Source organism: Thalassospira sp. MBR-102, assembly GCF_040549275.1.
Lineage (GTDB): Bacteria > Pseudomonadota > Alphaproteobacteria > Rhodospirillales > Thalassospiraceae > Thalassospira > Thalassospira xiamenensis.
In genome coordinates this window covers 47,075-69,599 of record NZ_JBEPTC010000015.1, presented here as the reverse complement: position 1 = coordinate 69,599, position 22,525 = coordinate 47,075, and the positions used below count along the sequence as shown (strand labels likewise).

Below are 22,525 nucleotides of genomic sequence, written 5' to 3'. Positions count from 1 at the left end.
CGATGGGATGGTGGCGTGATTAGTCGCCGATGGGCTGGCGACCAGTCGGCGGATTGAGAGTCAGCAAAGATGACCTGATCCGGCGAAGTTTTTCAAGCGTTCGGTCCGGCGTGCGCCGGGCAACCGCGGTGGCAATGATATCGATGGTTGCCAGAAAAACATGCCGGGTGGCCGTTGGCTTATAAATATCAGGGTTTTCAGGCATATCAATGCCAATCACAAGGTCGCTTTCGGCGGCAAGCGGACTTTGCGGGTGGGTCATGGAGATGACCTTTGCGCCATATTGGCGGGCAATGGCGGCACTGTGGATCAGTTCGGTTGGGCGGCCGCTGGTGGAAATGGCAATAAGCACATCTTCCTCGCCAAAGGTTGAGGCCAGCATGCGCTGAAGGTAACCATCACTTTGTGCCTGTGCCGGAATGCCAAGCCGGAAAAACCGGTTGGCGGCATCAAAGGCAACCGTGGTTGAGCCGCCGCCAACGCCCATAAAAGCGATCTGGCGGGCATTGGCCAGAATATCGGCGGCCTTGTCGATTTCGGTGCTTGAGAGCTGATCGCGCAGCAGGCGCAGGTTATCGACGATTACGCCCAATACATGATTGGAAAGCACGTCGGCGGCAGTTGTATCGTCGGCCAGATCTTCGGGGGCAAGATATTGCATACTGACCGCAAGGTTCTGCGCCAGCCGTATTTTGAAATCACGAAACCCGTCGCAGCCAAGGGTCCGGCAAAACCGGATCACGGTCGGTTCGCTGACGCCGACCTTTTGCGCAAGATCAGAAAGCGCGATGGTGGTGACGTCCTGCAAATGATCCTGAACGTAGTCGGCAACCCGTTGTTCGCGTGCGGGAAAGGTTCCGGCCTTTCGACGCAGGAGGCTGATGATATCGACAGTAGGTTGCATGCAAGCGTTCCGATCATTTTCGAATATGAGGTGTTGTTGCCAACACCCCGCTGATAAATATCACTTTTTCAGTTTGCAGGCGATAGCTGCGATCTTGATCCCGAGATTGCCCATCCTGCCGGATTTAACCGCAAAGCGGGTAGGGCGTTGATTGCCGAAATGCTTGATCGCCGTTGTTGTCTTCCGGTGGTTTTGGGCAGGTGACCCAATAATATAGGTAAAAATGTAGTTTAACTACCTATAATATCATTCGTCTCGGAACATTTGGGGTGATATCTAAGATTATGGTGCAAAAATATGTAGACAAGCTACAAAAATATCCTCAATGTGTAGAAAAATTACACAAAACATTCATCAGCGGAGAGATTGAGTAAGATGGCGCTGCGCCGTGTTGAAGCCACAGCCGCAATGATCAGCCGGTCGTTAAACTGGGTGGTCGAACGAGTGATTGCCGTCCTGATGCTGGCCCTTGTGCTGGATGTCTGGCTGGGCGTGATTGATCGCTACATTTTTCACTGGCAACTGCCTTGGCCCGAAGAACTTGCGCGCTACCTGATGATCTGGGCGGCGCTTTTGGCGGTATCGGCCGGGATTGCGCGGCGCGAACATATCGGCATCGGGATGTTCATCCTCAATACGCCAAAGCCGGTTCAGCGCACGGTTCTGTTCTGTGTCGATCTGATTGCGCTTTGCGCGTTTCTGTATCTGGCGATTTATGGCTTTGATTTTGCCGTGGGCGGTATGCGCCGTCAGGCGATGATTTTTGGCATGTCGCTGATGCTGCCTTATGCGGCGGTGCCGGTTGCGTCCCTTCTTGCTGCCATTCAGCTGTTGCTGGTCGCACTTCGCGATCAGGGACGTTTTGTTCCCATTGATCTGGCGGAGGGCGCAGAATGATCGTCGGTATTGCTTTTGTCGTTCTGATGGTTCTGGGTATGCCGATTGGTTTTGCCCTTGGCGTTGCCGGGGTGATTGGCCTTTATGACATGGGCGGGGGCATATTCCTTGTTCAGGGGCCAAGCAAGGTCTTTAACGGTCTGAACGTTTTCCCGTTTCTTGCCATGCCGTTCTTTATTCTGGCGGGCGAAATCATGAACCATATCGGCATCACCAGCCGCCTTGTCCTGTTTGCGCAGGCGCTTGTCGGGCATTTCCGTGGTGGGTTGGCGCATACCAACATGCTGGCGTCGGTTTTCTTTGCCGGGTTGACCGGGGCGGCGACTGCTGATGCGGCGGCCTTTGGCAAGACACTGGTACCGGCCATGGTTGAACGGGGCTATCGCCGCGATTATGCCTGTGCGGTGACGGCCGCCGGATCGATCATCGGCCCGACCATTCCGCCATCCGGTCTGATGGTGGTCTATGGATCGCTTATGGGGGTTTCCATTGGCGGGCTGTTTGCCGCCGGTATTCTGCCGGGGCTTATGATCTGTCTGATCTGCATGACGGTGATTGCGGTAACCGCCCGGTCCAAGAACCTGCCGAAAAACGAACGTCGGGCAAGCCTTCTGGAAATCTGGAAGATTTTCAAATCATCAATCACGGCCCTGATCATGCCTTTGATTATTCTGGGCGGCATTCTGGGCGGGATTGTCACCCCGACGGAGGCGGCATCGGTCGCCGTCGCCTATGCCCTGTTTATCGGTATCTTTATTTACCGTGCGCTGACATTTGCCGATTTCTTCAAGATGCTGATCCGCACCGCGCGCGTTACGGGGGTGATTTTCATCATCATTGCCTTTGCGTCGATCCTTGGCTGGTGGCTGAGCTTCAATCGCATTCCGCAGGAAGTCGCAAGCCTTGTGCTGAGCCTGTCGTCTGATCCCTATATGGTCATTTTCATGATCGTCGCCCTGTTGCTGATGATCGGGATGGTCATGGATATCAATGCGATCCTGATCATTCTAGCACCGGTTCTGGTGCCATTGACGGTTCAGATCGGCATGGACCCGATCCATGCCGGGATCATCTTTGTTCTTGCACTTAACATCTCGTTGATGACGCCGCCCGTGGGCGCGTGCCTGTTCGTGCTGTCGTCTGTCACGGGTGAAAAGCTTGAAAAAATTGCCGCCCAGCTTTGGCCATTCCTTTTGGCGGAACTGGGTGTGCTGTTCCTGTTTGCCTTCTGGTCCGATCTTGCCCTCGCGATCCCGCGATTGCTGGGCTTCCGGTAACCGGCGGCAATGAAACGTCCCGATCAGGTCCGGATCGGGGCATCAAAACCAAGACCGTGGACAGAAATAAAAGGCCTTAATCAAGGAGAGGTAGAATGAATACGATGAAGCGTTTCGGGGCATTTGCCCTTGCGACGGCCATGCTGGCCAGCACCACGTCATTGGCTTATGCGGAACCCAAGGTTCTGAAATTTGCCCATGACAACAAGGAAGACCCGTTTGAAAACCCGGCGCATGCCTGCACCGCTGTTTTCGCCAACATTGTCGAAGCCGACACCAATGGCGAGATCAAGGTAGAGGTTTATCCGTCCAACCAGCTTGGTTCGGCGGCCGAACATGTGCAGATGGTTCGCGATGGTCTGATCCAGGCGACCCTGACCTCGACCGGGGCGATTGCATCCTATTATCCGCGTATCGATGTTCTGAACCTTGCATTCGCGTTTGACAGCAACGCATCGACCTATGACGTGTTTGATGGTCCGTTTGGTCAGAAACTGGCAAGCGATATCGAAAGCACCCTTGGCGATGTCAAGGTTCTTGGCTTCCCGGATACCGGCGGGTTCTTTGCCGTGACCAACTCCAAGCATCCGATTGCAACGCTTGAGGACTTCAAAGGCATTCGTGTTCGCACCATGTCGCTGCCGTCGCACCAGAAAATCATGCAGTCGCTGGGTGCAGAAGCCTATCCGATGGCGTGGGGCGAAGTGTATGCCGGTCTTCAGACGGGCGTGATTGATGGTCAGATGAACCCGGTTCCGACCGTGACTTTTGCCAAGTTTAACGAAGTGCAGGGCTATCTGACCCTGACCAACCACCTGTTTTCGCCCTACACCTTCATGCTGTCGAAAGCATTCTGGGATGATCTGACTGCCGATCAGCAGAAGATTGTTCGTTATGCCGCACAGTCCTGTGTGGTTGCCAGCCGTGGTGTATCGCGCGTGATCGAGGCATCTGATCGTGGTCTTGCCGGTTTGACCGACAAAATGGAAATCACGGCATTGAGCGCGCAAGAGCGTCAGAAGCTTAAAGATGTGACCCAGCCGGTCGTGGTCAAACACGTTCAGGAATCTTTGGGCACGGAAGGCGTTGAACTTCTCGAACTGTTCCAGACGGAAGTCGATAAGGCCAACGCCCACCGCTACATGGAATAATCCATGCGCGTGCGGGTGGTGCTTCACCCGCACGCATTTTTCTTTTGCACATAAAATATGATGATTACAAAGAACAAAAAGGATGGGGTCATGAGGATTTTTTGCGCCTCTATTGCGACCGAAACCAATACATTCTCGCCGTTGCGCACCGATTTTTCCGATTTCAAGGAGAGCTTCTATGCACCGCCCGGACAGCATCCGGTGACCCCGACGCTGTGCAGTGCCGTCTTTACCGAGGCGCGCGTGCGTGCGGCAAAGGAAGGCTGGGACCTGATCGAGGGAACCGCCACCTGGGCCGAGCCGGGCGGTTTGGTCAATCGGGAAACCTATGAACAATTGCGCGACGAGGTTCTGGGCCAGTTGCGTGCGGCCATGCCGGTTGATGCGGTTATTCTGGGCCTGCACGGGGCGATGGTGGCGCAAGGATATCTGGATTGCGAAGGCGATCTGATTTCGCGTGTTCGCGACATTGTCGGGCCCGACGTTATTATCGGCACAAGTTATGACCCGCACAGCCACCTGACAGAGCAGCGCATTGCGAACGCCGATATTATCGTTGCGTTCAAGGAATTCCCCCATACCGATTTTGTCGATGCCGGGCGTTCGGTGGTTGATCTGGTATTGCGCACGCTTCGCGGCGAGATCAAGCCGACCAAGGCGGTTTTTGACTGCCACATGATCGAAGTTCTGCCGACATCACGCGAACCGATGCGGTCCTTTATTGACCGGGCCAAGGCGATGGAGGGGGCGGGTGATGTTCTTTCGGTATCGTTTATTCACGGCTTTATGGCCGGTGATGTGCCCGATCTTGGTGCCAAGGTGATTGTGACCACCAACAATGATCCGGCCAAGGCAAGCGAGCTCGCCCAAAAGCTGGGTCAGGAGCTTTTCGGGTTCCGCGGTACGACACGGCCAAGTTTTGTAACCCCGAATGTCGCGCTTGATCAGGCATTGGCAAGCGATGCACGGCCGATTGTTCTGACCGATGTGTGGGATAATCCGGGCGGCGGTGTGCCCGGTGACAGCACGATTTTGCTGCGGGCCGTAATGGCGCGCGGGCTTCGCGATTTTGCGGTTGGCACCATCTGGGATCCGATGGCGGTTCGGATTTGCATATCGGCCGGCGAGGGCGCGACATTGCCGTTACGCTTCGGCGGGAAAACCGGTGCACATGCCGGGGCACCGATTGATGCCGAAGTGCGGGTGAAAAAAATCCGGCGCGACTCATGGCAGTATTTCGGTGACAGCATCGTACCGCTGGGTGATTGCGCGGTGATCGAACTTCCGGGTGGGGGGGAGGTGATCCTGAATTCCAACCGATCGCAAAGCTTCGATCCCAGCCTGTTTTCGAATATGGGCATTGATCCGACGGCGAAAAAATATCTGTTTATCAAATCGACCAATCACTTCTACGATGCGTTCGCCAAGATTGCGGGCGAGATCATTTATGTCGATGTCCACGGACCTTATCCGTCCGATCCGAAAACCAATGGATATCATCATCTGACACGCCCGATATGGCCGATTGTTGATGACCCGTTTGCCGCAATTGCAAGCTGATTGCTGCCACCACCTGATTTGATAAGGACGCTGCCCCGATGACCGGAATGCCCCAATATCCCGAACTTGATACGCCGTGCGCGGTTGTTGATCTTGATATCGTTGACCGAAATATCGAAAGCTATCAGGCCTATTGCGACAAACACGGGATCGGGCTGCGTCCGCATATCAAAACCCATAAAATTCCGGCCTTCGCCGCCCAGCAGATGAAGGCCGGGGCGATTGGCATCACCTGCCAGAAAATCGGCGAGGCTGAGGTAATGGCAGATGCGGGGCTGGATGATATTCTTCTGACCTATAACGTATTGGGCGAACGCAAACTGGCCCGTTTGCGGGCCTTGTTTGACCGTATCAAAAGCCTGCGCGTGGTGGCCGACAATGCGGTTGTGGTTGAAGGATTGTCCAAGGCCTTTGCCGACAGTGCCAAGCCGCTTGAAATCCTGATCGAATGCGATACCGGTGGTGGGCGTTGCGGGGTGCAAAATCCGGCAGAGGCCGTTGAACTGGCAAAGAAAATCCAATCACTATCGGGTATCAGGTTTGTCGGGCTCATGACCTATCCGGCGACTGGTGGTGGTGCCAAGGTTGAGGCATTTTTCACCACGGCCATGAAGGAACTGGATGCGATTGGCCTTGAATGCCCGGTGCGCAGTTCCGGCGGGACGCCCGATATGTGGCTGGCCCATGAAGTGCCGTCTGTGACCGAACATCGCATCGGGACTTATATTTATAATGACCGATCCCTGATGGCGCGTGGGGTTTGCAAGGAAGATGATTGTGCGCTTCGGGTTTTGACGGAAATCGTATCCTTGCCAACGCCGGGCCGGGCGATCATTGATGCCGGGTCAAAGGTTCTGACATCCGATTTGCTGGGCCTTGACGGATACGGCTATGTCGTGGGGCATCCCGATGTTGCGGTCAAGGCTCTGTCCGAGGAACACGGCATTTTGCATTTCGATCCGGCGACAAAACCGTTTGAAATCGGCCAGCGGATCGAAATCATCCCGAATCATGTCTGCGTTGTCAGTAACATGCTTGATCAGGTGCATCTGGTGCGTAATGGCGATATCGAAACGGTTGATGTTGCCGCGCGTGGTTGCGTGCTTTAAGGCAAGCGTATCTATGCCGGGTCGTGATTGGGCAGATAGCCGGTGAAACCGGTAATCAGCCATTTTCCATCGATCTGTTTTTCGCAGTAATAATGGGTTTTCCAAAGCAGACGGTCGGTTGATCCGTCTGCTTTTTTTATGGTGCCGTTGAAATGTTTGCGCACCAGTGCACGATTGCCGGTGATATCGATTTTTGAAAGATCGGTAGCATGAAAAACTCCGTCGAACAGGTCTTCGGCATAATCGATTTCCTGTGCGGCAACCGCCTGACGCAGCCATTCGTCACGATAGGCTGCCAGATCGGGAAACATCATTTTCCAGTCATCCGGATCGTCGGATTTACAGGCATCAATCGCGTAAAAACCGTCTGCCTTGAAGTCATCTTGCACCATGGACCAGTCGGCCGCGACAAAGGCCGCGATGTCGCGTGGCACCAGCATTTCCCAAATCTGATTGCGATCCGCATCATCGGCGGGGAACGGGCTTTGGATATTGCGGTTGCTCATGGTCTATCCGGCTGATTTTAAAATTGATTTTCGATATTCTGCCATTGCCTTTCAGGTCTTGCAATCACGACCGCATTTGTATCGCATTGCGTGAAGAACCTTAGCGTAGCATTTGCAAAAACCTGAAAAATAAAGAAAGATTGCCCGACAGGTTTGATATGGCAGCAATGATTCCGGTCGGGCAACGCAAACGAGGTTCAGATGAGTTGGGGTGGTTTTACCCTTGCCGAACTTGAATGGCAGTATAATCCGCGCGAAACCGTGCCGGAATATATGACCTGTTTTGACCGGTTTGTGCGTCTGTCCGACGATACACGGGCAAGTGTCCGCCACATGACCGATATCCGCTATGGTGACGGGCCAAAGGAAACCATGGATGTTTATCCGGCAGCCGAGCCGGACGCACCGGTGCATGTGTTTTTCCATGGTGGGTATTGGCGAAGCCAGGACAAAAAGGACTATGCGTTTGTTGCCCGCGACCTCAACGCCGCGGGCTTTACTGTCATTTGTGCGAATTATGATCTGTGCCCGGATGTGACGGTGGCGGAAATCACCCGTCAGGCGATCCGTTGCATGACCTTCATTTACCAGAATATCGGCGACTTTAACGGGGATCGGGATCGTATCAGCATTTCCGGTCATTCGGCAGGCGGGCAGATTGTCGCGCGGCTCGCGGTTCATCATTGGGAAGATACCCTTAATGATGCCTATCCGTTTTGTGCGGTTGTTCCGGTTTCCGGGGTTTTTGATCTGGAACCGATCCGGTTCACCAGTATCAACAACGACCTGCAACTTAATGCCGCGACGGCAGCGGATAATTCACCGATGCTTGATGCCGTCCCACATGATATCAAAATGATGGTCGTGGTCGGCAGTAACGAAAGCCCGGAATTTGTCCGCCAAAGCGATGCTTATGCCGCCTATTGCAGTCGGGAAGGACTGCATGTTCCGGTTTATAAGGCATGGGGGGCGAACCATTTCACGGTGCTTGAAGAACTTTATCTTGGTACCGGTTCACTGTTTGGCCATTTCAAACGTTTTTTGCAGCGTTAATTTCACCCATTTCGGGAAGATTTTTCACCGGAAACAAAGTGAAAAACAGTGTGCGATCCTGTGACGCATGTCCTTTGACGTGGTATAAGATATCAACGCTACCACGCTGAAATCGAAAATAAATTTACAGGAAGGCCCATGCGTTTCATCTCTGCTGAAGAAATCGATAAATTCGTCTCGCCCCGCGATCTGGTTGAGGCGCTCCGTAAAGGATTTGCCGATGGCTGCGAAGCGCCGCTACGCAGCCATTTCAACATGGAACGCAGCAATGAGGATGACGCGACTTTCCTGATCATGCCTGCCTGGCAAAAGGATGGCGCGGCCGGGGTCAAGGTTGCGGCCGTTGTGCCGGGGAATTCAGCGCGTAACCTGCCGGCGGTTTCTGGGACTTATATCCTTTTGGATGCAGTGACTGGGCAACCATCGGCGGTGATTGACGGCACCAAACTGACGACACGTCGCACGGCGGCGGCCTCGGCCCTGGCAGCGGATTATCTGGCGCGCAAGGATGCCTGCGAAATGGTCATGGTTGGTTCCGGGGCGATGGCGCCCAATCTGATCAATGCACATGCCTCGGTGCGTCCGATCAAAAAGGTCACGATCTGGAACCGGAATGGGGACAAAGCCAGAGCATTGGCCGCAGAAACTGCCGCCCTTGGGTTTGAGGCGGTGGGCACGGATGATCTGGAAGCTGCATGCAAAACAGCCGATCTGATTTCATGCGCGACACTTTCGACCGAGCCGCTGGTGCGGGGCGAATGGCTTCGTGAGGGGACGCATGTTGATCTGGTCGGGGCGTTCAAGCCGACCATGCGCGAAACCGATGATGCCCTGATGCAGAAATGCCGGATTTATGTTGATAGTTTTGAAGGAGCCGCGGCCGAGGGCGGTGATGTGGTGCAGCCGTTGAATGCCGGACTGATTTCGAAATCCGATATTCTGGGCGATCTGTTTGGCCTGACCCGCGGTGAGGTCAAGGGACGCGAAACCGAGGCGGAATGCACCGTTTTCAAATCCGTCGGCCATTCGCTTGAAGATTTCGTTGCGGCGGTCGCGGTTGTCGATGCGGTGGGGAAGGCTGGCAAATGATCAGTGCCGATCTTTTTGCCCCGGAAATGCTGGAAAGTTATCGCGGGACGGTGCCGCAGGACTGGATCGATTTTAACGGGCATGTGAATGTCGGGTATTACGTGGTTGGTTTTGATCTGGGGTCTGTGGCGTTTCTGGACGGGGTCGGGATGGGGCGGACTTATCCCGAACGGCGCGGGTTTTCGACCTTTGCGCTTGAAATGCACATCACCTATGACCGGGAAATTCACCTTAACGACCCGTTCGTGATCCACACGCAAATTCTGGATTGCGATCACAAACGCATTCACATGTATCACGAATTGCGTCACGGGACCGAAGGGTGGCTGTCGGCGACCAATGAAATCATCACGATGCATATCGATATGGAAACGCGCCGTTCGGCGGCATTTCCCGATGACATTCAAAAGACGCTTGATCTGATCCGTGAGGCGCATCGCGATTTGCCGGTGCCAACGGGGGTTGGGCGCAAGATCGGTATTCGCCGCAAGGAATAACGATTTTCAATGCTCCGAAATGAGCAAACCCGCATCCAGTGATGCGGGTTTTTGCGTTCAGGCGACCTTTACAAACAGCTTGCAGGTTTCGCCGCTGTTATTGACGTCCTGATCGCGTTCATAGGTCAGGCCAAGTTTGGTCAGAAGTTTCAGCGATACGGTATTGTCGGGCAGGGTATAGCCAAATATCCGCTCAAACCCGAGAACGTCGTAACCATAGTCGATCAGGGCGTTGCTGACTTCGAAGGCATAGCCCATGCCCTGACGGCTTTCGGTAATGGCATAGCCGATATCGGGCGCATCAAGGGTATCGCGTTTGACAAAACCGCATAGACCGATTGCGGTATGCGTTGCTTTTTCGTCCACGATATAGAGCCCGAAACCGTGTTTCAGATAACTGCTGAGAAGCCGTTCATCGATATAGTCACGTGCAGCATCCAGATCCCGGATGTTGCGATCCCCGATAAACCGGATCCAGCCCGGTTCGTTCAGCAGTTGCAGGATAAAGGGGGCATCATCATGGGTGGCATGACGGACAAGCGTTCTTTTGGTTTCCAGTATTGTCATACTGTATTACCCTTGGTTTCGTGGCAGCGAATATCGCATGCTAGCGTAGAACGTGCATAAATAAACAATGAATTCGCCAAATACCGGCGGCGGAGGTCCGATATGGCTGTAAGGCCGATTAAGCTTAGCTTTGAAGGTGCACTGGGGGCACAGCTTTCGGCACGGTTGGATTTGCCAACGGGGCCGGTTCGGGCCTATGCGCTGTTTGCGCATTGTTTTACGTGCAGCAAGGACCTGACGGCGGCGCGCAAGATCGCGCAGTCGCTGACCATGCAGGGGATTGGCGTTTTGCGGTTCGATTTTACCGGGCTTGGCGGATCGGGCGGTGATTTTGCATCGACCAATTTCACATCCAATCTGGATGACCTGAAACGCGCGGCCGATTTCCTGCGGCATGAATTTGCCGCCCCCCGTTTGCTGATCGGGCATTCGTTGGGCGGGGCGGCGGTTTTGGCCGTGGCCGATAGCGTGCCCGAAGCAACCGCGGTTGCAACGATTGGTGCGCCCGCCGATGTCGAGCATGTGACCCATAATTTCGCCGATTACCTTGAAGATATCGAACGGGACGGGCAGGCCGAAGTTTCGTTAAGCGGGCGGCCCTTTGTGATCAAGAAGCATTTCATTGACGATCTGCGTGCCCACAATATTGAAAAATCGGTCGGCAGATTGCACAAGGCGTTGCTGGTGCTGCATGCGCCGATGGATCAGACGGTGGGTATTGAAAATGCCGCACGGATTTTTGATGCCGCCAAGCATCCGAAAAGTTTTGTGTCGCTTGATAGTGCGGATCATTTGTTACGCGATCCCGATGATGCGACCTATGCCGCCGAGGTGATCAGCGCCTGGGCGAAGCGTTATATTACCGACGAAGACCCGGTAAATGACGAAGTGCCCGATGGGGCGGTGGTTGTGCGTGAAACCGGGCTTGGCAAGTTTCAGGCGATGGTTCTGGCCGGGCATCACCGCATGTTGGCCGATGAACCCGAAGATGTTGGCGGGTTTGACAGTGGACCGTCACCTTATGATTTTCTTGCCGCCGCCCTTGGGTCATGCACGGTGATGACGATGCGGATGTATGCCGATCAGAAACAGATACCGGTCGATGGCATTCGGGTCGAAGTCCGACATGATAAAATCCACGCAAGTGATTGTATGGAATGCGGGGCAGAGTTCGAACAAAAGAGCGGCAAGATCGACCGGTTTGAACGGATCATTACCCTGCATGGTGATTTTACCGAGGAAGTCCGGGAAAAACTGATCGCGATTGCCAATAAATGCCCTGTACATCGGACATTGGAAGCCAAGTCATTGATCGTGACACGGGACGAGCGGGATCGGTAGAATTCATATTCCCGTGCAAATGGCCAAAATAAAAACGCCCGGCGAAATCAGCCGGGCGTTTTGCATTCGGGTCGGAAGTGACCGGATTACGGTTTTGCCGCAACCACGATGAATTCAACCAGATAGTCCGGGGTGGCAAGTTTGGCTTCGCCGCATGCACGGGCCGGGGTGTGACCCTGCGGGACCCATGCATCCCAGATTTCGTTCATTTTCGCGAAGTCGGCCATATCGGCAAGCCAGATGGTGGTCGACAGGATGTTTTCCTTTGACGCGCCGCATTCGGCCAGAAGCGCATCAACCTTGGCAAGGCATTCCTTGGTCTGGTTGGTGACGTCGCTGCCCGGTTCGCCAACCTGACCGGCAAGATAGATGGTGTTGCCATGGACAACGGCCTGGCTCATGCGGGGGCCGGTGTGAAAACGCTGAACGGTCATCAAAGTCTCCTGATATCAAGATATGATTGGGTTTTGGTATGATTATGCGGCGTGATTATCACGTTTGGTAACGCCGCACCAGTCGGCAATGAACAGGGCAAGGACCTCGGTGACTTCCATCATGCTGGAAATCGAAACCCGTTCGTCAATGCCATGAATTCGTTCGGCTTTCGGGCCATAGCAGGTGGCCGGGATATTGCCGTAAATCTGGAAGAACCGCGCATCCGTGGTGGCGGTGGAGGCATAATTTTTGATCGCATTGCCGGTGACCTCGTGGTGAATGTCGCCGATCATGGTCATCATCGGATGGGTTTCGTCCATGACGCATCCCTCCGCCTGAAAACCGCGATAGGTGATGTCGAATTCTGCCCCCTTGCAGGCTGGGTGATTTTCCATCGCACTTTGTGCAACCGCCTCGATGGTTTCACGCACCTTGGCCAATTCCATGCCGGGATAGAACCCGACACGGATATCGGCCGAACAAACCGGCGGCACGGTTGATGCCCATTCACCGCCTTCGATCTTGCCCAGATTGAAGTTCACCGGATGGATATGCGCACCATAGGCCGCATGACGGTGGGTGGGGTGGTTCCAGATGTCTTCGACTTCTTTCAGGGTTTCGAAAAAGCCAAAGGCGGCCTCGATGGCGTTACTTCCGGCTGAGGTATCAAGCACATGCGCCGGACTTCCGGTGACGTGAAGCTGAAACCACATCACGCCAAGCTGGGCGGTCATCAGCGTCTGATTGAACGGTTCGGGAATGATCACACAATCGGCCAGATACCCGGCATGCAGGCAGGCCAGTGCGCCATTGCCGGTGCATTCTTCTTCGACAACCGATTGCAGGATCACCGGGGCGGCGGGCTCAAGCCCCAGATCGAGAAGGGCGGCAAGGGCATGGCAATAGGCAATGATGCCGGCCTTCATATCGCCAGCCCCGCGGCCATAAAGCCAGTCGCGTTCGACATAGGGATCAAACGGTCCGCGTCGCCATTGCGCCACTGGCCCGGTTGGAACGACATCAATATGCCCGTTTAAAATCAGGCTGCGTCCGGTTTGTTTGGCCGGTTGATGAATGCCGACGATATTTTCCCGTCCGTTATATTCCGTCGTAACCGGCGGGGAAAAGCCCGGTAAATCACGCAATTCGTCAATATTGATCGCAACCCGTTCGACCATAAGCCCCATATCGGCGAAACGATCCGCGACCCAGTTCTGAGCCGATGTTTCATTGCCCAGAAGGCTGTCATGGCGAACCAAAGCGCAAAGGTCGTCAATCGCACGATCCCGGCGATTGGCAACGGCACTGCGCAGTTCATTGCGATCAAAATGGGTCATGGCACGATTTCCGTTCAATCCTTACGCGGTTTGGCCAAGGCCGGGACGGGTGGCGGCAAGGGCATCTTCGGTCACGCCAAGTTTCACCATCCGGTCCGGAACGCCATCGCCGCAAATCAGGCTGGCGGCGTATTCACCCATCGCGGGTGCGGTTTGAATGCCATAGCCGCCCTGACCGGCAAGCCAGTAAAAGCCATCCGCAACCGGATCGAATGCCGATACCGGATCGCCATCGGGTAAGAAGCTGCGCAGGCCAGCCCATGCTTCGCCCGGTCGATTGACCTTAAGCGTGGTTGCCGTCATCAGGCGGTCAATCGTGATGGCGATATCAAGTTCTTCGGGCTGGACATCGTGGGGAACCGTCGGCGTTGCATCGGAGGGTGACACCAGAAGGCGACCAGCATCTTCCTTGAAATACAGGCCTTCGCCGACGTCTGACACCATGTGCCAGCCATGCGCATTGACATCAGATGGCAGATCAACCATCACCGCCGTGCGGCGTTTGGGGGTGATGCCCAATGGGGTAACGCCCGCCAGTTTTGCGATTTCATCGGCCCAGGCACCGGATGCGTTAACGAGGATTTGGGCCTCATAGGTTTCGCCGCCTGCCGTGACCTGCCAACCGGTTGCGGTCTTTGTGATTGCACTGACATCGGCATTGACGACCAGATCACCGCCAAGCTTTTTGAAATGACGGATAAAGCCCCAATGCAGCGCATGAACATCAATATCCATGGCATCGGTTTCAAGGGCACCGCACGCGATGAGATCGGTATTAAGGATCGGGATCAGCTTTTTGATATCATCGGCTGTCAGGGCGACAACATTCGCGCCATTTGCGCGGCCTTCGGTCAGTAGTTCGTCAATCGCGCCTTCATTGCCGTGGGCAGCGGTCAGGATCACACCGCGCGGGGTCAGGATCGGATTTTCGGTGAAACCTTCGGGCGGGTTCAGGAAAAACTCCCGGCTGGCTGTCGACATCTTGCGGATGATTTTCGGGCCATAGGTTTCGCTGTATAGTGCGGCTGACCGGCCGGTGCTGTGATAGCCGGGCTGATCTTCGCGTTCGAGAACCGTAACGGACCTGCCGTGTTTGGCCAGAAAATAGGCTGCTGACATGCCGGCAATACCGCCGCCAATGATCAGGATATCGGATGTTTTCATTTGGGGCTCCCCGCGGTGGTGGCGTCAAAGGCGCTGATAAACTGAAAAAGGTTTTCAGCCAGTGTGTTACTGACATAACCACCTTCCTGCACTAGCACGGTTGGCAGTTTGAGGCTGCCAATTTTTTCACCGATTTTGGCAAATCCGCCGGGTGTCACGGCAAGTCCGCCAAACGGATCATCCGATGATGCATCCAGACCCAGTGCAATGACAACTGCATCGGCGCTGAAATGATCGATCATGACAAGCGCACGATCAAGGGCGGCCAGAAATGCGTCATCGCCGCTGCCAAGGGGCAGGGGATAATTGTGGTTGAAACCAAGCCCTGCACCCTGTCCGCGTTCTTCGGCATGGCCCCAGAAAAACGGATAGAAATCACGCGGGTCGGCATGGATCGACAGCGTCATGACATCATCACGGGCATAGAAAATATGCTGTGTGCCGTTGCCATGATGCAGATCGACATCAAGGATCGCAACGCGGTCGTATTTGACACGCAGTTCCTGTGCGGCAATCGCGCTGTTGTTCAGGTAACAGAAACCACCGGCGATATCGCGGCTGGCATGGTGGCCGGGGGGACGGCAAAGGGCATAGGCCGATCTGGCATTGCCATCGCGGATCTGGCGCGTGGCGGCGATGGCGGTTTGCGCACTGGCATAGGCCGATTGCCAGGTGGTTGCCGATATCGGGCAGGATGTATCGCCCATATGAAAACCGGCCTTGCCCGCAGGTGATCTCGGATAGGGGCCAAGCCGGTCAAACGGATGAATACCGGGCACCACCAGATCAGACCCACCGACGGCCTTCCATTCGGCATGGATGGTTTGCAGGAATTTCAGATATTCCGGCGCATGAATGGCGGCAATCGGACCCATGCCGAAATCATCGGGGGTGCGCAAATCAAGGCCAAGCCGTTTAATGGCAGTGGTCAGTATTTCCGCCCGTTCGGGGACTTCGGGGATTGGCCGTGCTTCGCCTGAGACCATGAATGTCTGGCCGTGATGGCGAAGCTGATCGGCTGAGAAATAGGCATGCATCATGGGTGCCGCCTTTCGTTGGCTTTGCGTCGTGGTGTTGGTGGCAGTTTGTTGTTTCCTAAAAGGCGACCAGATTGGCACCTTTCAGACCCAGCATGGCGCGGGCTTCGTCCGGTGTTGCGATTTCAAGCGATAACCCGTCCAGAACGTCGCGGATTTTGCGAACTTGTGATGCGTTGTCCGGGGCCAGTTCGCCCTTGCGCAGATACAGGTTATCTTCAAGCCCGACCCGGACATGACCGCCCATGGCGGCCGACATGGTGGCAAGCGGCATCTGATGTCGCCCGGCACCCAGAACCGAAAACTGGTACTGATCACCAAAAAGTTTGTCGGCGGTTCGTTTCAAATGGGCAAGATTGTCGGGATCGGCCCCGATACTACCCAGAACACCCAGAACGAACTGAATGAAAATCGGCCCTTTGATCAGGCCGCGATCAACAAAATGGGCCAGCGTATAAAGATGCCCGACGTCATAGCATTCAAATTCAAACCTTGTGCCATTGGCATCGCCGAGATCGGCCAGAATGGTTTCGATATCGGCAAAGGTGTTTTTGAAAACGAAATCACGACTGTCTTCGAGAAATTTCGGTTCCCAGTCATGTTGCCAGTCGCTGCGTCCGGCAAGCGCCGGGAACAGGCCGAAATTCATCGTCCCCATATTCAATGACGCCATTTCGGGTGCTGCCTGCTTTGCCGCACGAATACGGTCCTTGACCGTCATGGTCATGCCGCCGCCGGTCGAAATATTGATCACCGCATCGGTGGCCGATTTGATGCGCGGCAGGAATTGGTTGAAAATTGCGGGTTCCGGGCTTGGAAAGCCGGTTTCGGGATCGCGTGCATGCAGATGCAGGATGGCAGCCCCGGCATTTGCCGCCGCAATCGCCTGATCGGCAATCTGGTCGGGGGTGATTGGCAGGTGCGGGCTCATGGACGGGGTATGAACCGATCCGGTGATGGCGCAGGTGATGATGACTTTCCGGCTCATGCGAAGGCTCCGGCACGGGTGAGTTCGTCCTGAAGCTCGCCAAGGGCGGCGCGCAACGGAATGAGGATGTCGTCAAACTGATCCGGTGTGATCATCATGGGCGGGCAGACCATCACATGATCACCGCGATACCCGCCGCGGGTGCGACGCCAGTAAATGATCAGGCCCTTGTCATAGGCAATATCAACAAGGCGGGCAGCCGCAAGATGTTTGGGATCAATCGGTTCCATGGTTTCGCGGTCTTTGACCAGTTCGACCGCAAGAAGCAATCCAAGGCCACGCACATCGCCGATGATCGGAAATTCATCGGCAAGTTTACCAAGTTCGGCCTTTAATGCCGCCCCGCTTTGGGTCGCATTTTCCAGAAGGTTATCTTCGTCGATAACATCAAGAACCGCGTTACCCGCCGCACAGGCCATCGGATTTCCGGCATAGGTATAACCATGGATAAACCCGCCATGATCAAGAACCGGTCCGACAATGCGATCAGGTGCAATCATCGCCCCCAGCGGGGCATACCCCGCCGCCAGTCCCTTTGACACGGCCAGAATATCCGGCGTGATGCCCCAATGTTCGGCGGCAAAATATTTGCCAGTGCGTCCGGCACCCGTCATGACCTCGTCATAGATCAGAAGAATGCCGTATTGATCGCAGATCTCGCGAATGCGGGCATAGTAGCTGTCAGGCGCAACCAGTGCGCCGGTCGCAGCCCCGCCAACCGGTTCCATGATGAAACCAAGAACGGTTTCAGGGCCCTGTTTGAGTATTTCGGATTCTAGCATGTTGGCGTATTTCAGGCCGCGTTCATGATTACTCAGATCATCGCGATCCAGATAGCAGGTCGGGGCGGGGATTTTGGGTTGGTCCACCATCATCGGGGCGAAGGGCGCATGCATCGGCGTATAGCCGGTGATGGCAAGCGCACCAAGGGTTGAGCCGTGATAGCTGGGGAAACGCGAAATGATCTTGGTTCGTTGGGCTTGCCCCTTTGCCAGGGCATATTGACGGGCAAGCTTGATGCAGCTTTCGACGGCTTCTGACCCGCCGGAGACAAAAAATACCCGTTCAAGATCGCCCGGTGCGCGTTCGGCAAGGCGGAATGCCAGATTTTCGGCCGCATCATTTTCAAAATGCAGGCGATAGGCGAAACTGGCCTTTTCAAGCTGCGCATTCATTGCGGCAATCACGCGTGGGTCGCTATGGCCGATATTGCTGACCATCGCACCGCTGGAAGCGTCGATATAGCGTTTGCCATCGACATCCCACATATAGACGCCCTTGGCGCGGTCGATCAGCGGCCGGCGCGAACGGCTTTGATAAAACAGGCGGGATTCCCGGTTATGGCCGGTTTTGGGGTTATCATGCGTCACTTCGGGTGGCACTCCAGATCCGGTCAGTCGTGATGACCGGGCAACAACACACAATTTCGGGCGGCAATGTGCATGAACACATCGGCACCTTCGTGATGGGGGCGGGCATCAATCGGGTTGATCACCTGCCAGTCACGACCATTGGCCGTGACGAAATAGCGGGCCTGCTGCCCCAGATAGTCGACCGTTTTGATCCTGCCGGGGATGGCGATCACACCGTCCGTCGCACCGTTCTGATCCGACAGGCCGATTTTTTCAGCGCGGATAACGGCGCGGACGTCTTTTGAACCATTGGTTTTGGCGGTTTGTTCGGATGTGGTCAGCAATGTTTCGCCGCTTTGCAGGGCAACCTTGGTAAAGGCCGCATCCGGTGCACCAAGGGCAGCAGGAATGATATTGGAATGACCAAGGAAATCGGCAACAAAGGCCGATGCGGGATTGTTATAGACGTCTTCAGGCGCGCCTTCCTGTTCGACGACACCGTTATTCATCACCACCAGTTTGTCGGACATGGCAAGGGCTTCGGATTGATCGTGGGTGACGAAAACGGTGGCAATGCCCAGCTCGCGCTGAATACGTTTCAGTTCGACCCGCATTTCTTCACGCAGATTGGCGTCAAGGGCAGATAGCGGTTCATCAAGTAACAGTACATCGGGTTCGATCACGATGGCGCGCGCAAGGGCAATGCGCTGCTGCTGCCCGCCGGAAAGCTGGTTGGGAAAACGATCCGCAACATGGGGCAGTTGCACCAGATCAAGGGCACGATTGACCTTTTCCCGGATGTCAGATTTGGACACCTTGCGGTATTTCAGGCCAAAGGCGATATTGTCGTAAATCGATTTGTGCGGGAACAGGGCGTAGTTCTGAAAAACCAGTCCCAGATTGCGTTTGTGGATCGGCAGGGCATTGACCCGTTTGCCACGGATCAGCAAATTGCCTTCGGTAATGTCGGTCAGCCCGGCAATCATGCGAAGTGTCGTGGTCTTGCCGCAGCCCGATGGACCCAGAAAGGTCACGAAGCTGTTGTCAGGCACGGTCAGATCCATGCGTTGCACGGCGGTAAATTCGCCGTAACGTTTGACGACATTTTGCAGTTCGACCGCATTTTCGATGTCAGCCATCACAAATAACCCTGTCAGAAAAAGGCGGTGGTGCCCCGGCCATTATTTAAAAACAACGACCGGGGTTCCGGTTTATGCGATCAGTCCGGCTTAGTAGCCGCGCTGAACCCGCGAGAAGGTTTTCGACCAGTCGGCTTCGTTTTCGTTCCAGTAGGCCGGATCAAAGAAGCTGAGTTCCTTGAGCGTGCCGGATGGATCAAACGCGGGCAGGGTCGGGATGACTTTGCCGAGTTCGACTTTCTGCGGATCAAGAGCAGGCGGATAGCTTTGGCCTTCGGCAACCGCAATCGCGACTTCGGGTTCGAGCATGAAGTTCAGAAGTTCTTCACAGGCTGCCATCGGGCTTCCGCGCAGAACGAACAGGCATTCCTGCCAGCCAAGACCGCCTTTCGGGTCGTGATAGCCGATATCGTGGCCCTGATCCTGTAATGCCTTGATGCGCCCGGACCAGCCTTCGGTGACATAGATTTCTTCTTCGGCCAGAAGGCTCATCAGTTCGGCCCCTGAGCTCCAGTATTTCAGGGCCAGATCGCGATGGGCACGGATCATGTCCCAGACGGCGTCGATATCCTTGATTGCATTCGGGTCCTGATCGGATTGCAGGGCACCGTACCAGACGCGGGTTTTCCATTCGCCCCAGCCGCCGATCTTGCCTTTGTAAGCTTCATCGACCATCAGCTTGGCACCTTTGGCCTTGGCTTCATCGTCGCTGATATATTTGCGGTTATAGGCAATGCCGGTGGTGCCGTAATCATAGGGAACCGCCGAAATGGTACCGCCGGTGATTTTGCGCAGCGGTTCGATCAGGCCGGGAATGACGTTTTTCAGGTTCGGAATATTGGCTTCGTTCAGTTCTGACGTCAGTTCCAGACCATGATATCGGGCATAGTCAAACACACCCGACAGGTGGGCAAGGTTAAACTCGCCCGGTTGGCCCGCCTTGACGCGGGCGATATATTCGTCCGCACCGCCAAAGGTGCCCGATACGACCTTGATCCCGGTTTTCTCGGTATAGGGGGCAAATGCGTATTTTTCAAATGCCTCGGATACCACACCGCCCCAGCCGTCAAAGCGGACCTGTTCTGGTGTTGCGGCAAGGGCGTTGCGGGCCAGCATGCCCATCGGGCCCCCGGTGATTCCGGCGGTGACACCCGCAGCCCCCAGAACGGTCAGAAAAGTGCGACGGTTGATATCGCCGTCTTTTAGGCGGGTAAGCAGGCGTTCATAGCGTTTCGTCTCGTCCATTTAAGGCCTCCTGATAAAGGTTTTTATCCGTTTTCTTGTCGGTCTTATGGTCTTCTTTTTTATGGTCTTGTTGTTGGTTTTGGCGGTTTCCCGCGGTATCTGTTGTTTGTTAGGCAGCGGCTTTTTGTGCCCGTATTTTTCGTGCTGATGCGATGCGTGCAATGGCGGTGGCAATCAATGGTAGCGCGATGGTGAAGATCACCATCACAGCGCCCAGTGCATTGATTTCCGGGCTGATGGAATTGCGCAGCATGGCAAAAATCTGGGTTGGGACGGTTTCAACCCCGCCCGGTTTCCAGAACAAGGTGCCGGTGATGTCGTCAAACGAGATGGTGAAGGAAAACAGCATCCCGGCCATGACAGCCGGCATCATCAGCGGCAGGGTGATTTCAAAGAAAGTCTGGATCGGAGTTGCGCCAAGGCTCATGGCGGCTTCTTCGACGTCGCGCCGGATCGATACAAGGCGCGCCTGAACCACCAGAACCACAAAGGGCAGGGTGAAAACGACATGCCCCATCAAAAGCAGGCCAAAGCTTTTGGGCATGGAGAGGAATTGCAGAAACAGCAAAAGGGCCACAGCCAGGACGACTTCGGGGATCAGGATTGGAGCAACCAGAAGCGTTGATATTGAACGCTTCCCCGGAAAATCGTACCTGACCATGGCAAGGGCCGCGAGCGTGCCAAACGTCGTTGAAATTGCACTGGTCAGCGCGCCCAGCAACAGAGATGTTTTGAATGCACGGATAATAGCATCGTTGTTCCACAATGCTTCGAACCAGCGTGTCGAAAAACCTTCAATCGGGAAACTGCCGAACTGGTTGGCGTTGAATGCCAACAGGATGACGACCGCGACCGGCGCGAACAGAAACAGATAAACAAGGATTGTGGCGATACGGATCAGGGACCAGCCGGACATCATTACATTTCCCTATTTGAAGCTTTTGGCGATCTGATCGACGCCAAGATAACGGGTGTAAATGACAACCAGCGTACCCAGCAGGGCCAGCAGAACAAGCGACAGGGCGGAACCCAGTGGCCAGTTAAGCTGTGTGACGATGGCCTCGAACACGAGATTGGCAAACATCGCATCGCGTGGGCCCCCGAGAACAATCGGGGTGATATAGGTGCCTGCGGCCAGCACGAAACATAACAGGGATCCGGCAGCAAGACCGGGGAAGGACAGGGGCAGGGTGACTTCGCGGAAGGCCTGCCAGCCGGTGCAGCCAAGGCTTTGGGCGGCCTCGGTAAGGTTTTTTTCAATACCATCCAGGCTGACATAGACATTCAGGATCATGAAGGGCAGCAGATAATGCACAAGACCCAGAATAACCGTGGTCTGATTGTAGAGCATCTGGATCGGTTCATCGATGATGCCAAGCGATAGCATCAATGTGTTGAGCGCGCCCGACGTGCCAAGGATGTTGATCCAGGACATGGTGCGGATGATGTAGCTGATCCAGAAGGGCAGCATCAGCATCAACAGCAGGAAAGTCTTCGATTTCATCGGGGTGTTGGCAACGAAATAGGCCGGGATATAGCCAACCAGCGCACAGATCACCGTGGTGTAAAAGGCAATGGCAAAGGTCTGAAACAGGATATCGCGGTAAAACCGGTCGCCAAGTACTTCGATCCAGTTATCGAGATAAAATCCGACCTGATCAGCACCGGTCGCGGTGCGCAGCCAGAACGAATAAACCACGATGAACATCATCGGGACGATCAATAACAGCGATATCGTCGCCAGTGACGGCGATAGCAGGACCCAGGGCGTTCTGCGTGCCCCGGCTACATCTGCGGCCATTTTTGCCTCCCGTTATTGTGCTCTGGCAATTGCCTGCCATGCGCGGTTATCTGGCCGTGAATGAATATGTCTGATC

General features: G+C 55.0%; 22 protein-coding genes. 9 read left to right on the top strand and 13 right to left on the bottom strand.

Annotated elements, in window-relative coordinates:
• Positions 1–19: 19 nt before the first annotated feature.
• Positions 20–904 carry a MurR/RpiR family transcriptional regulator gene (locus tag ABIE64_RS20375; RefSeq protein WP_354378424.1) on the bottom strand — a complete coding sequence of 295 codons (885 nt, stop codon included), beginning with the start codon at positions 902–904 and terminating at the stop codon, positions 20–22.
• A 375-nt stretch (positions 905–1,279) separates the two neighbouring features.
• Between ABIE64_RS20375 and ABIE64_RS20370 the strand changes: the two genes are divergently transcribed.
• From ABIE64_RS20370 to ABIE64_RS20350, 5 genes are all read left to right on the top strand, one after another.
• Positions 1,280–1,801 carry a TRAP transporter small permease gene (locus ABIE64_RS20370; protein WP_354378423.1) on the top strand — a complete coding sequence of 174 codons (522 nt, stop codon included), beginning with the start codon at positions 1,280–1,282 and terminating at the stop codon, positions 1,799–1,801.
• On the top strand, positions 1,798–3,078 hold the full coding sequence (locus ABIE64_RS20365) for a TRAP transporter large permease (protein ID WP_354378422.1): 1,281 nt from the start codon (positions 1,798–1,800) through the stop codon (positions 3,076–3,078). Before ABIE64_RS20370 ends, ABIE64_RS20365 begins: the two co-directional genes overlap by 4 nt.
• 95 nt (positions 3,079–3,173) lie before the next feature.
• Positions 3,174–4,229 (top strand): TRAP transporter substrate-binding protein, encoded by a 1,056-nt coding sequence (locus ABIE64_RS20360; protein WP_110252364.1) that lies wholly within the window; start codon positions 3,174–3,176, stop codon positions 4,227–4,229.
• A gap of 90 nt (positions 4,230–4,319) precedes the next feature.
• Entirely contained in the window at positions 4,320–5,789 is a 1,470-nt protein-coding gene (locus tag ABIE64_RS20355) for a M81 family metallopeptidase (RefSeq protein ID WP_354378421.1), read from the top strand.
• Positions 5,790–5,827: 38 nt separating this feature from the next.
• Complete coding sequence (locus ABIE64_RS20350; protein ID WP_354378420.1) at positions 5,828–6,898, top strand: D-TA family PLP-dependent enzyme; 1,071 nt, start codon at positions 5,828–5,830, stop codon at positions 6,896–6,898.
• Positions 6,899–6,909: 11 nt separating this feature from the next.
• On the opposite strand, the gene ABIE64_RS20345 is transcribed toward ABIE64_RS20350, so the two are convergent.
• A complete protein-coding gene (locus tag ABIE64_RS20345; RefSeq protein WP_354378419.1) occupies positions 6,910–7,404 on the bottom strand; it encodes a hypothetical protein in 495 nt (164 codons plus the stop codon).
• Positions 7,405–7,605: 201 nt separating this feature from the next.
• Between ABIE64_RS20345 and ABIE64_RS20340 the strand changes: the two genes are divergently transcribed.
• The 3 genes from ABIE64_RS20340 (at position 7,606) to ABIE64_RS20330 (ending at position 10,043) form a co-directional block, all read left to right on the top strand.
• Positions 7,606–8,457 carry an alpha/beta hydrolase gene (locus ABIE64_RS20340; protein WP_354378418.1) on the top strand — a complete coding sequence of 284 codons (852 nt, stop codon included), beginning with the start codon at positions 7,606–7,608 and terminating at the stop codon, positions 8,455–8,457.
• A gap of 138 nt (positions 8,458–8,595) precedes the next feature.
• A complete protein-coding gene (gene lhpI, locus ABIE64_RS20335; protein ID WP_354378417.1) occupies positions 8,596–9,546 on the top strand; it encodes a bifunctional Delta(1)-pyrroline-2-carboxylate/Delta(1)-piperideine-2-carboxylate reductase in 951 nt (316 codons plus the stop codon).
• Entirely contained in the window at positions 9,543–10,043 is a 501-nt protein-coding gene (locus ABIE64_RS20330; RefSeq protein WP_354378416.1) for a thioesterase family protein, read from the top strand. Before lhpI ends, ABIE64_RS20330 begins: the two co-directional genes overlap by 4 nt.
• Before the next feature lie 57 nt (positions 10,044–10,100).
• On the opposite strand, the gene ABIE64_RS20325 is transcribed toward ABIE64_RS20330, so the two are convergent.
• On the bottom strand, positions 10,101–10,610 hold the full coding sequence (locus tag ABIE64_RS20325) for a GNAT family N-acetyltransferase (RefSeq protein WP_354378415.1): 510 nt from the start codon (positions 10,608–10,610) through the stop codon (positions 10,101–10,103).
• A 102-nt stretch (positions 10,611–10,712) separates the two neighbouring features.
• Here ABIE64_RS20325 and ABIE64_RS20320 point away from each other — a divergent pair, with 102 nt between their 5' ends.
• Positions 10,713–11,951, top strand: a complete 1,239-nt coding sequence (locus ABIE64_RS20320) for a bifunctional alpha/beta hydrolase/OsmC family protein (protein ID WP_354378414.1) — start codon at positions 10,713–10,715, stop codon at positions 11,949–11,951.
• 86 nt (positions 11,952–12,037) lie between these two features.
• Here ABIE64_RS20320 and ABIE64_RS20315 read toward each other — a convergent pair whose 3' ends face one another.
• The 10 genes from ABIE64_RS20315 to ABIE64_RS20270 all read right to left on the bottom strand — a co-directional run bounded on the left by ABIE64_RS20315 (position 12,038) and on the right by ABIE64_RS20270 (position 22,449).
• Positions 12,038–12,385, bottom strand: coding sequence for a RidA family protein (locus ABIE64_RS20315; protein WP_037991412.1), 348 nt, complete (start codon positions 12,383–12,385; stop codon positions 12,038–12,040).
• 42 nt (positions 12,386–12,427) lie between these two features.
• On the bottom strand, positions 12,428–13,723 hold the full coding sequence (locus tag ABIE64_RS20310) for an ArgE/DapE family deacylase (protein WP_354378413.1): 1,296 nt from the start codon (positions 13,721–13,723) through the stop codon (positions 12,428–12,430).
• Between the two features lie 21 nt (positions 13,724–13,744).
• Positions 13,745–14,887 (bottom strand): NAD(P)/FAD-dependent oxidoreductase, encoded by a 1,143-nt coding sequence (locus ABIE64_RS20305; protein ID WP_354378412.1) that lies wholly within the window; start codon positions 14,885–14,887, stop codon positions 13,745–13,747.
• Entirely contained in the window at positions 14,884–15,927 is a 1,044-nt protein-coding gene (locus tag ABIE64_RS20300; RefSeq protein WP_354378411.1) for a histone deacetylase family protein, read from the bottom strand. The genes ABIE64_RS20305 and ABIE64_RS20300 overlap by 4 nt, the downstream gene beginning before the upstream one ends.
• A 55-nt stretch (positions 15,928–15,982) precedes the next feature.
• Complete coding sequence (gene kce, locus ABIE64_RS20295; protein ID WP_354378410.1) at positions 15,983–16,912, bottom strand: 3,5-dioxohexanoate:acetyl-CoA acetone transferase; 930 nt, start codon at positions 16,910–16,912, stop codon at positions 15,983–15,985.
• Positions 16,909–18,282 carry an aminotransferase family protein gene (locus ABIE64_RS20290; protein ID WP_354378409.1) on the bottom strand — a complete coding sequence of 458 codons (1,374 nt, stop codon included), beginning with the start codon at positions 18,280–18,282 and terminating at the stop codon, positions 16,909–16,911. The genes kce and ABIE64_RS20290 overlap by 4 nt, the downstream gene beginning before the upstream one ends.
• Before the next feature lie 23 nt (positions 18,283–18,305).
• A complete protein-coding gene (locus ABIE64_RS20285; RefSeq protein WP_007089355.1) occupies positions 18,306–19,403 on the bottom strand; it encodes an ABC transporter ATP-binding protein in 1,098 nt (365 codons plus the stop codon).
• Positions 19,404–19,493: 90 nt separating this feature from the next.
• Entirely contained in the window at positions 19,494–20,648 is a 1,155-nt protein-coding gene (locus ABIE64_RS20280) for an ABC transporter substrate-binding protein (RefSeq protein WP_062953104.1), read from the bottom strand.
• Positions 20,649–20,757: 109 nt separating this feature from the next.
• A complete protein-coding gene (locus ABIE64_RS20275) occupies positions 20,758–21,564 on the bottom strand; it encodes an ABC transporter permease (protein ID WP_007089357.1) in 807 nt (268 codons plus the stop codon).
• A 12-nt stretch (positions 21,565–21,576) separates the two neighbouring features.
• Entirely contained in the window at positions 21,577–22,449 is an 873-nt protein-coding gene (locus ABIE64_RS20270; protein WP_354378408.1) for an ABC transporter permease, read from the bottom strand.
• Positions 22,450–22,525 lie beyond the last annotated feature (76 nt).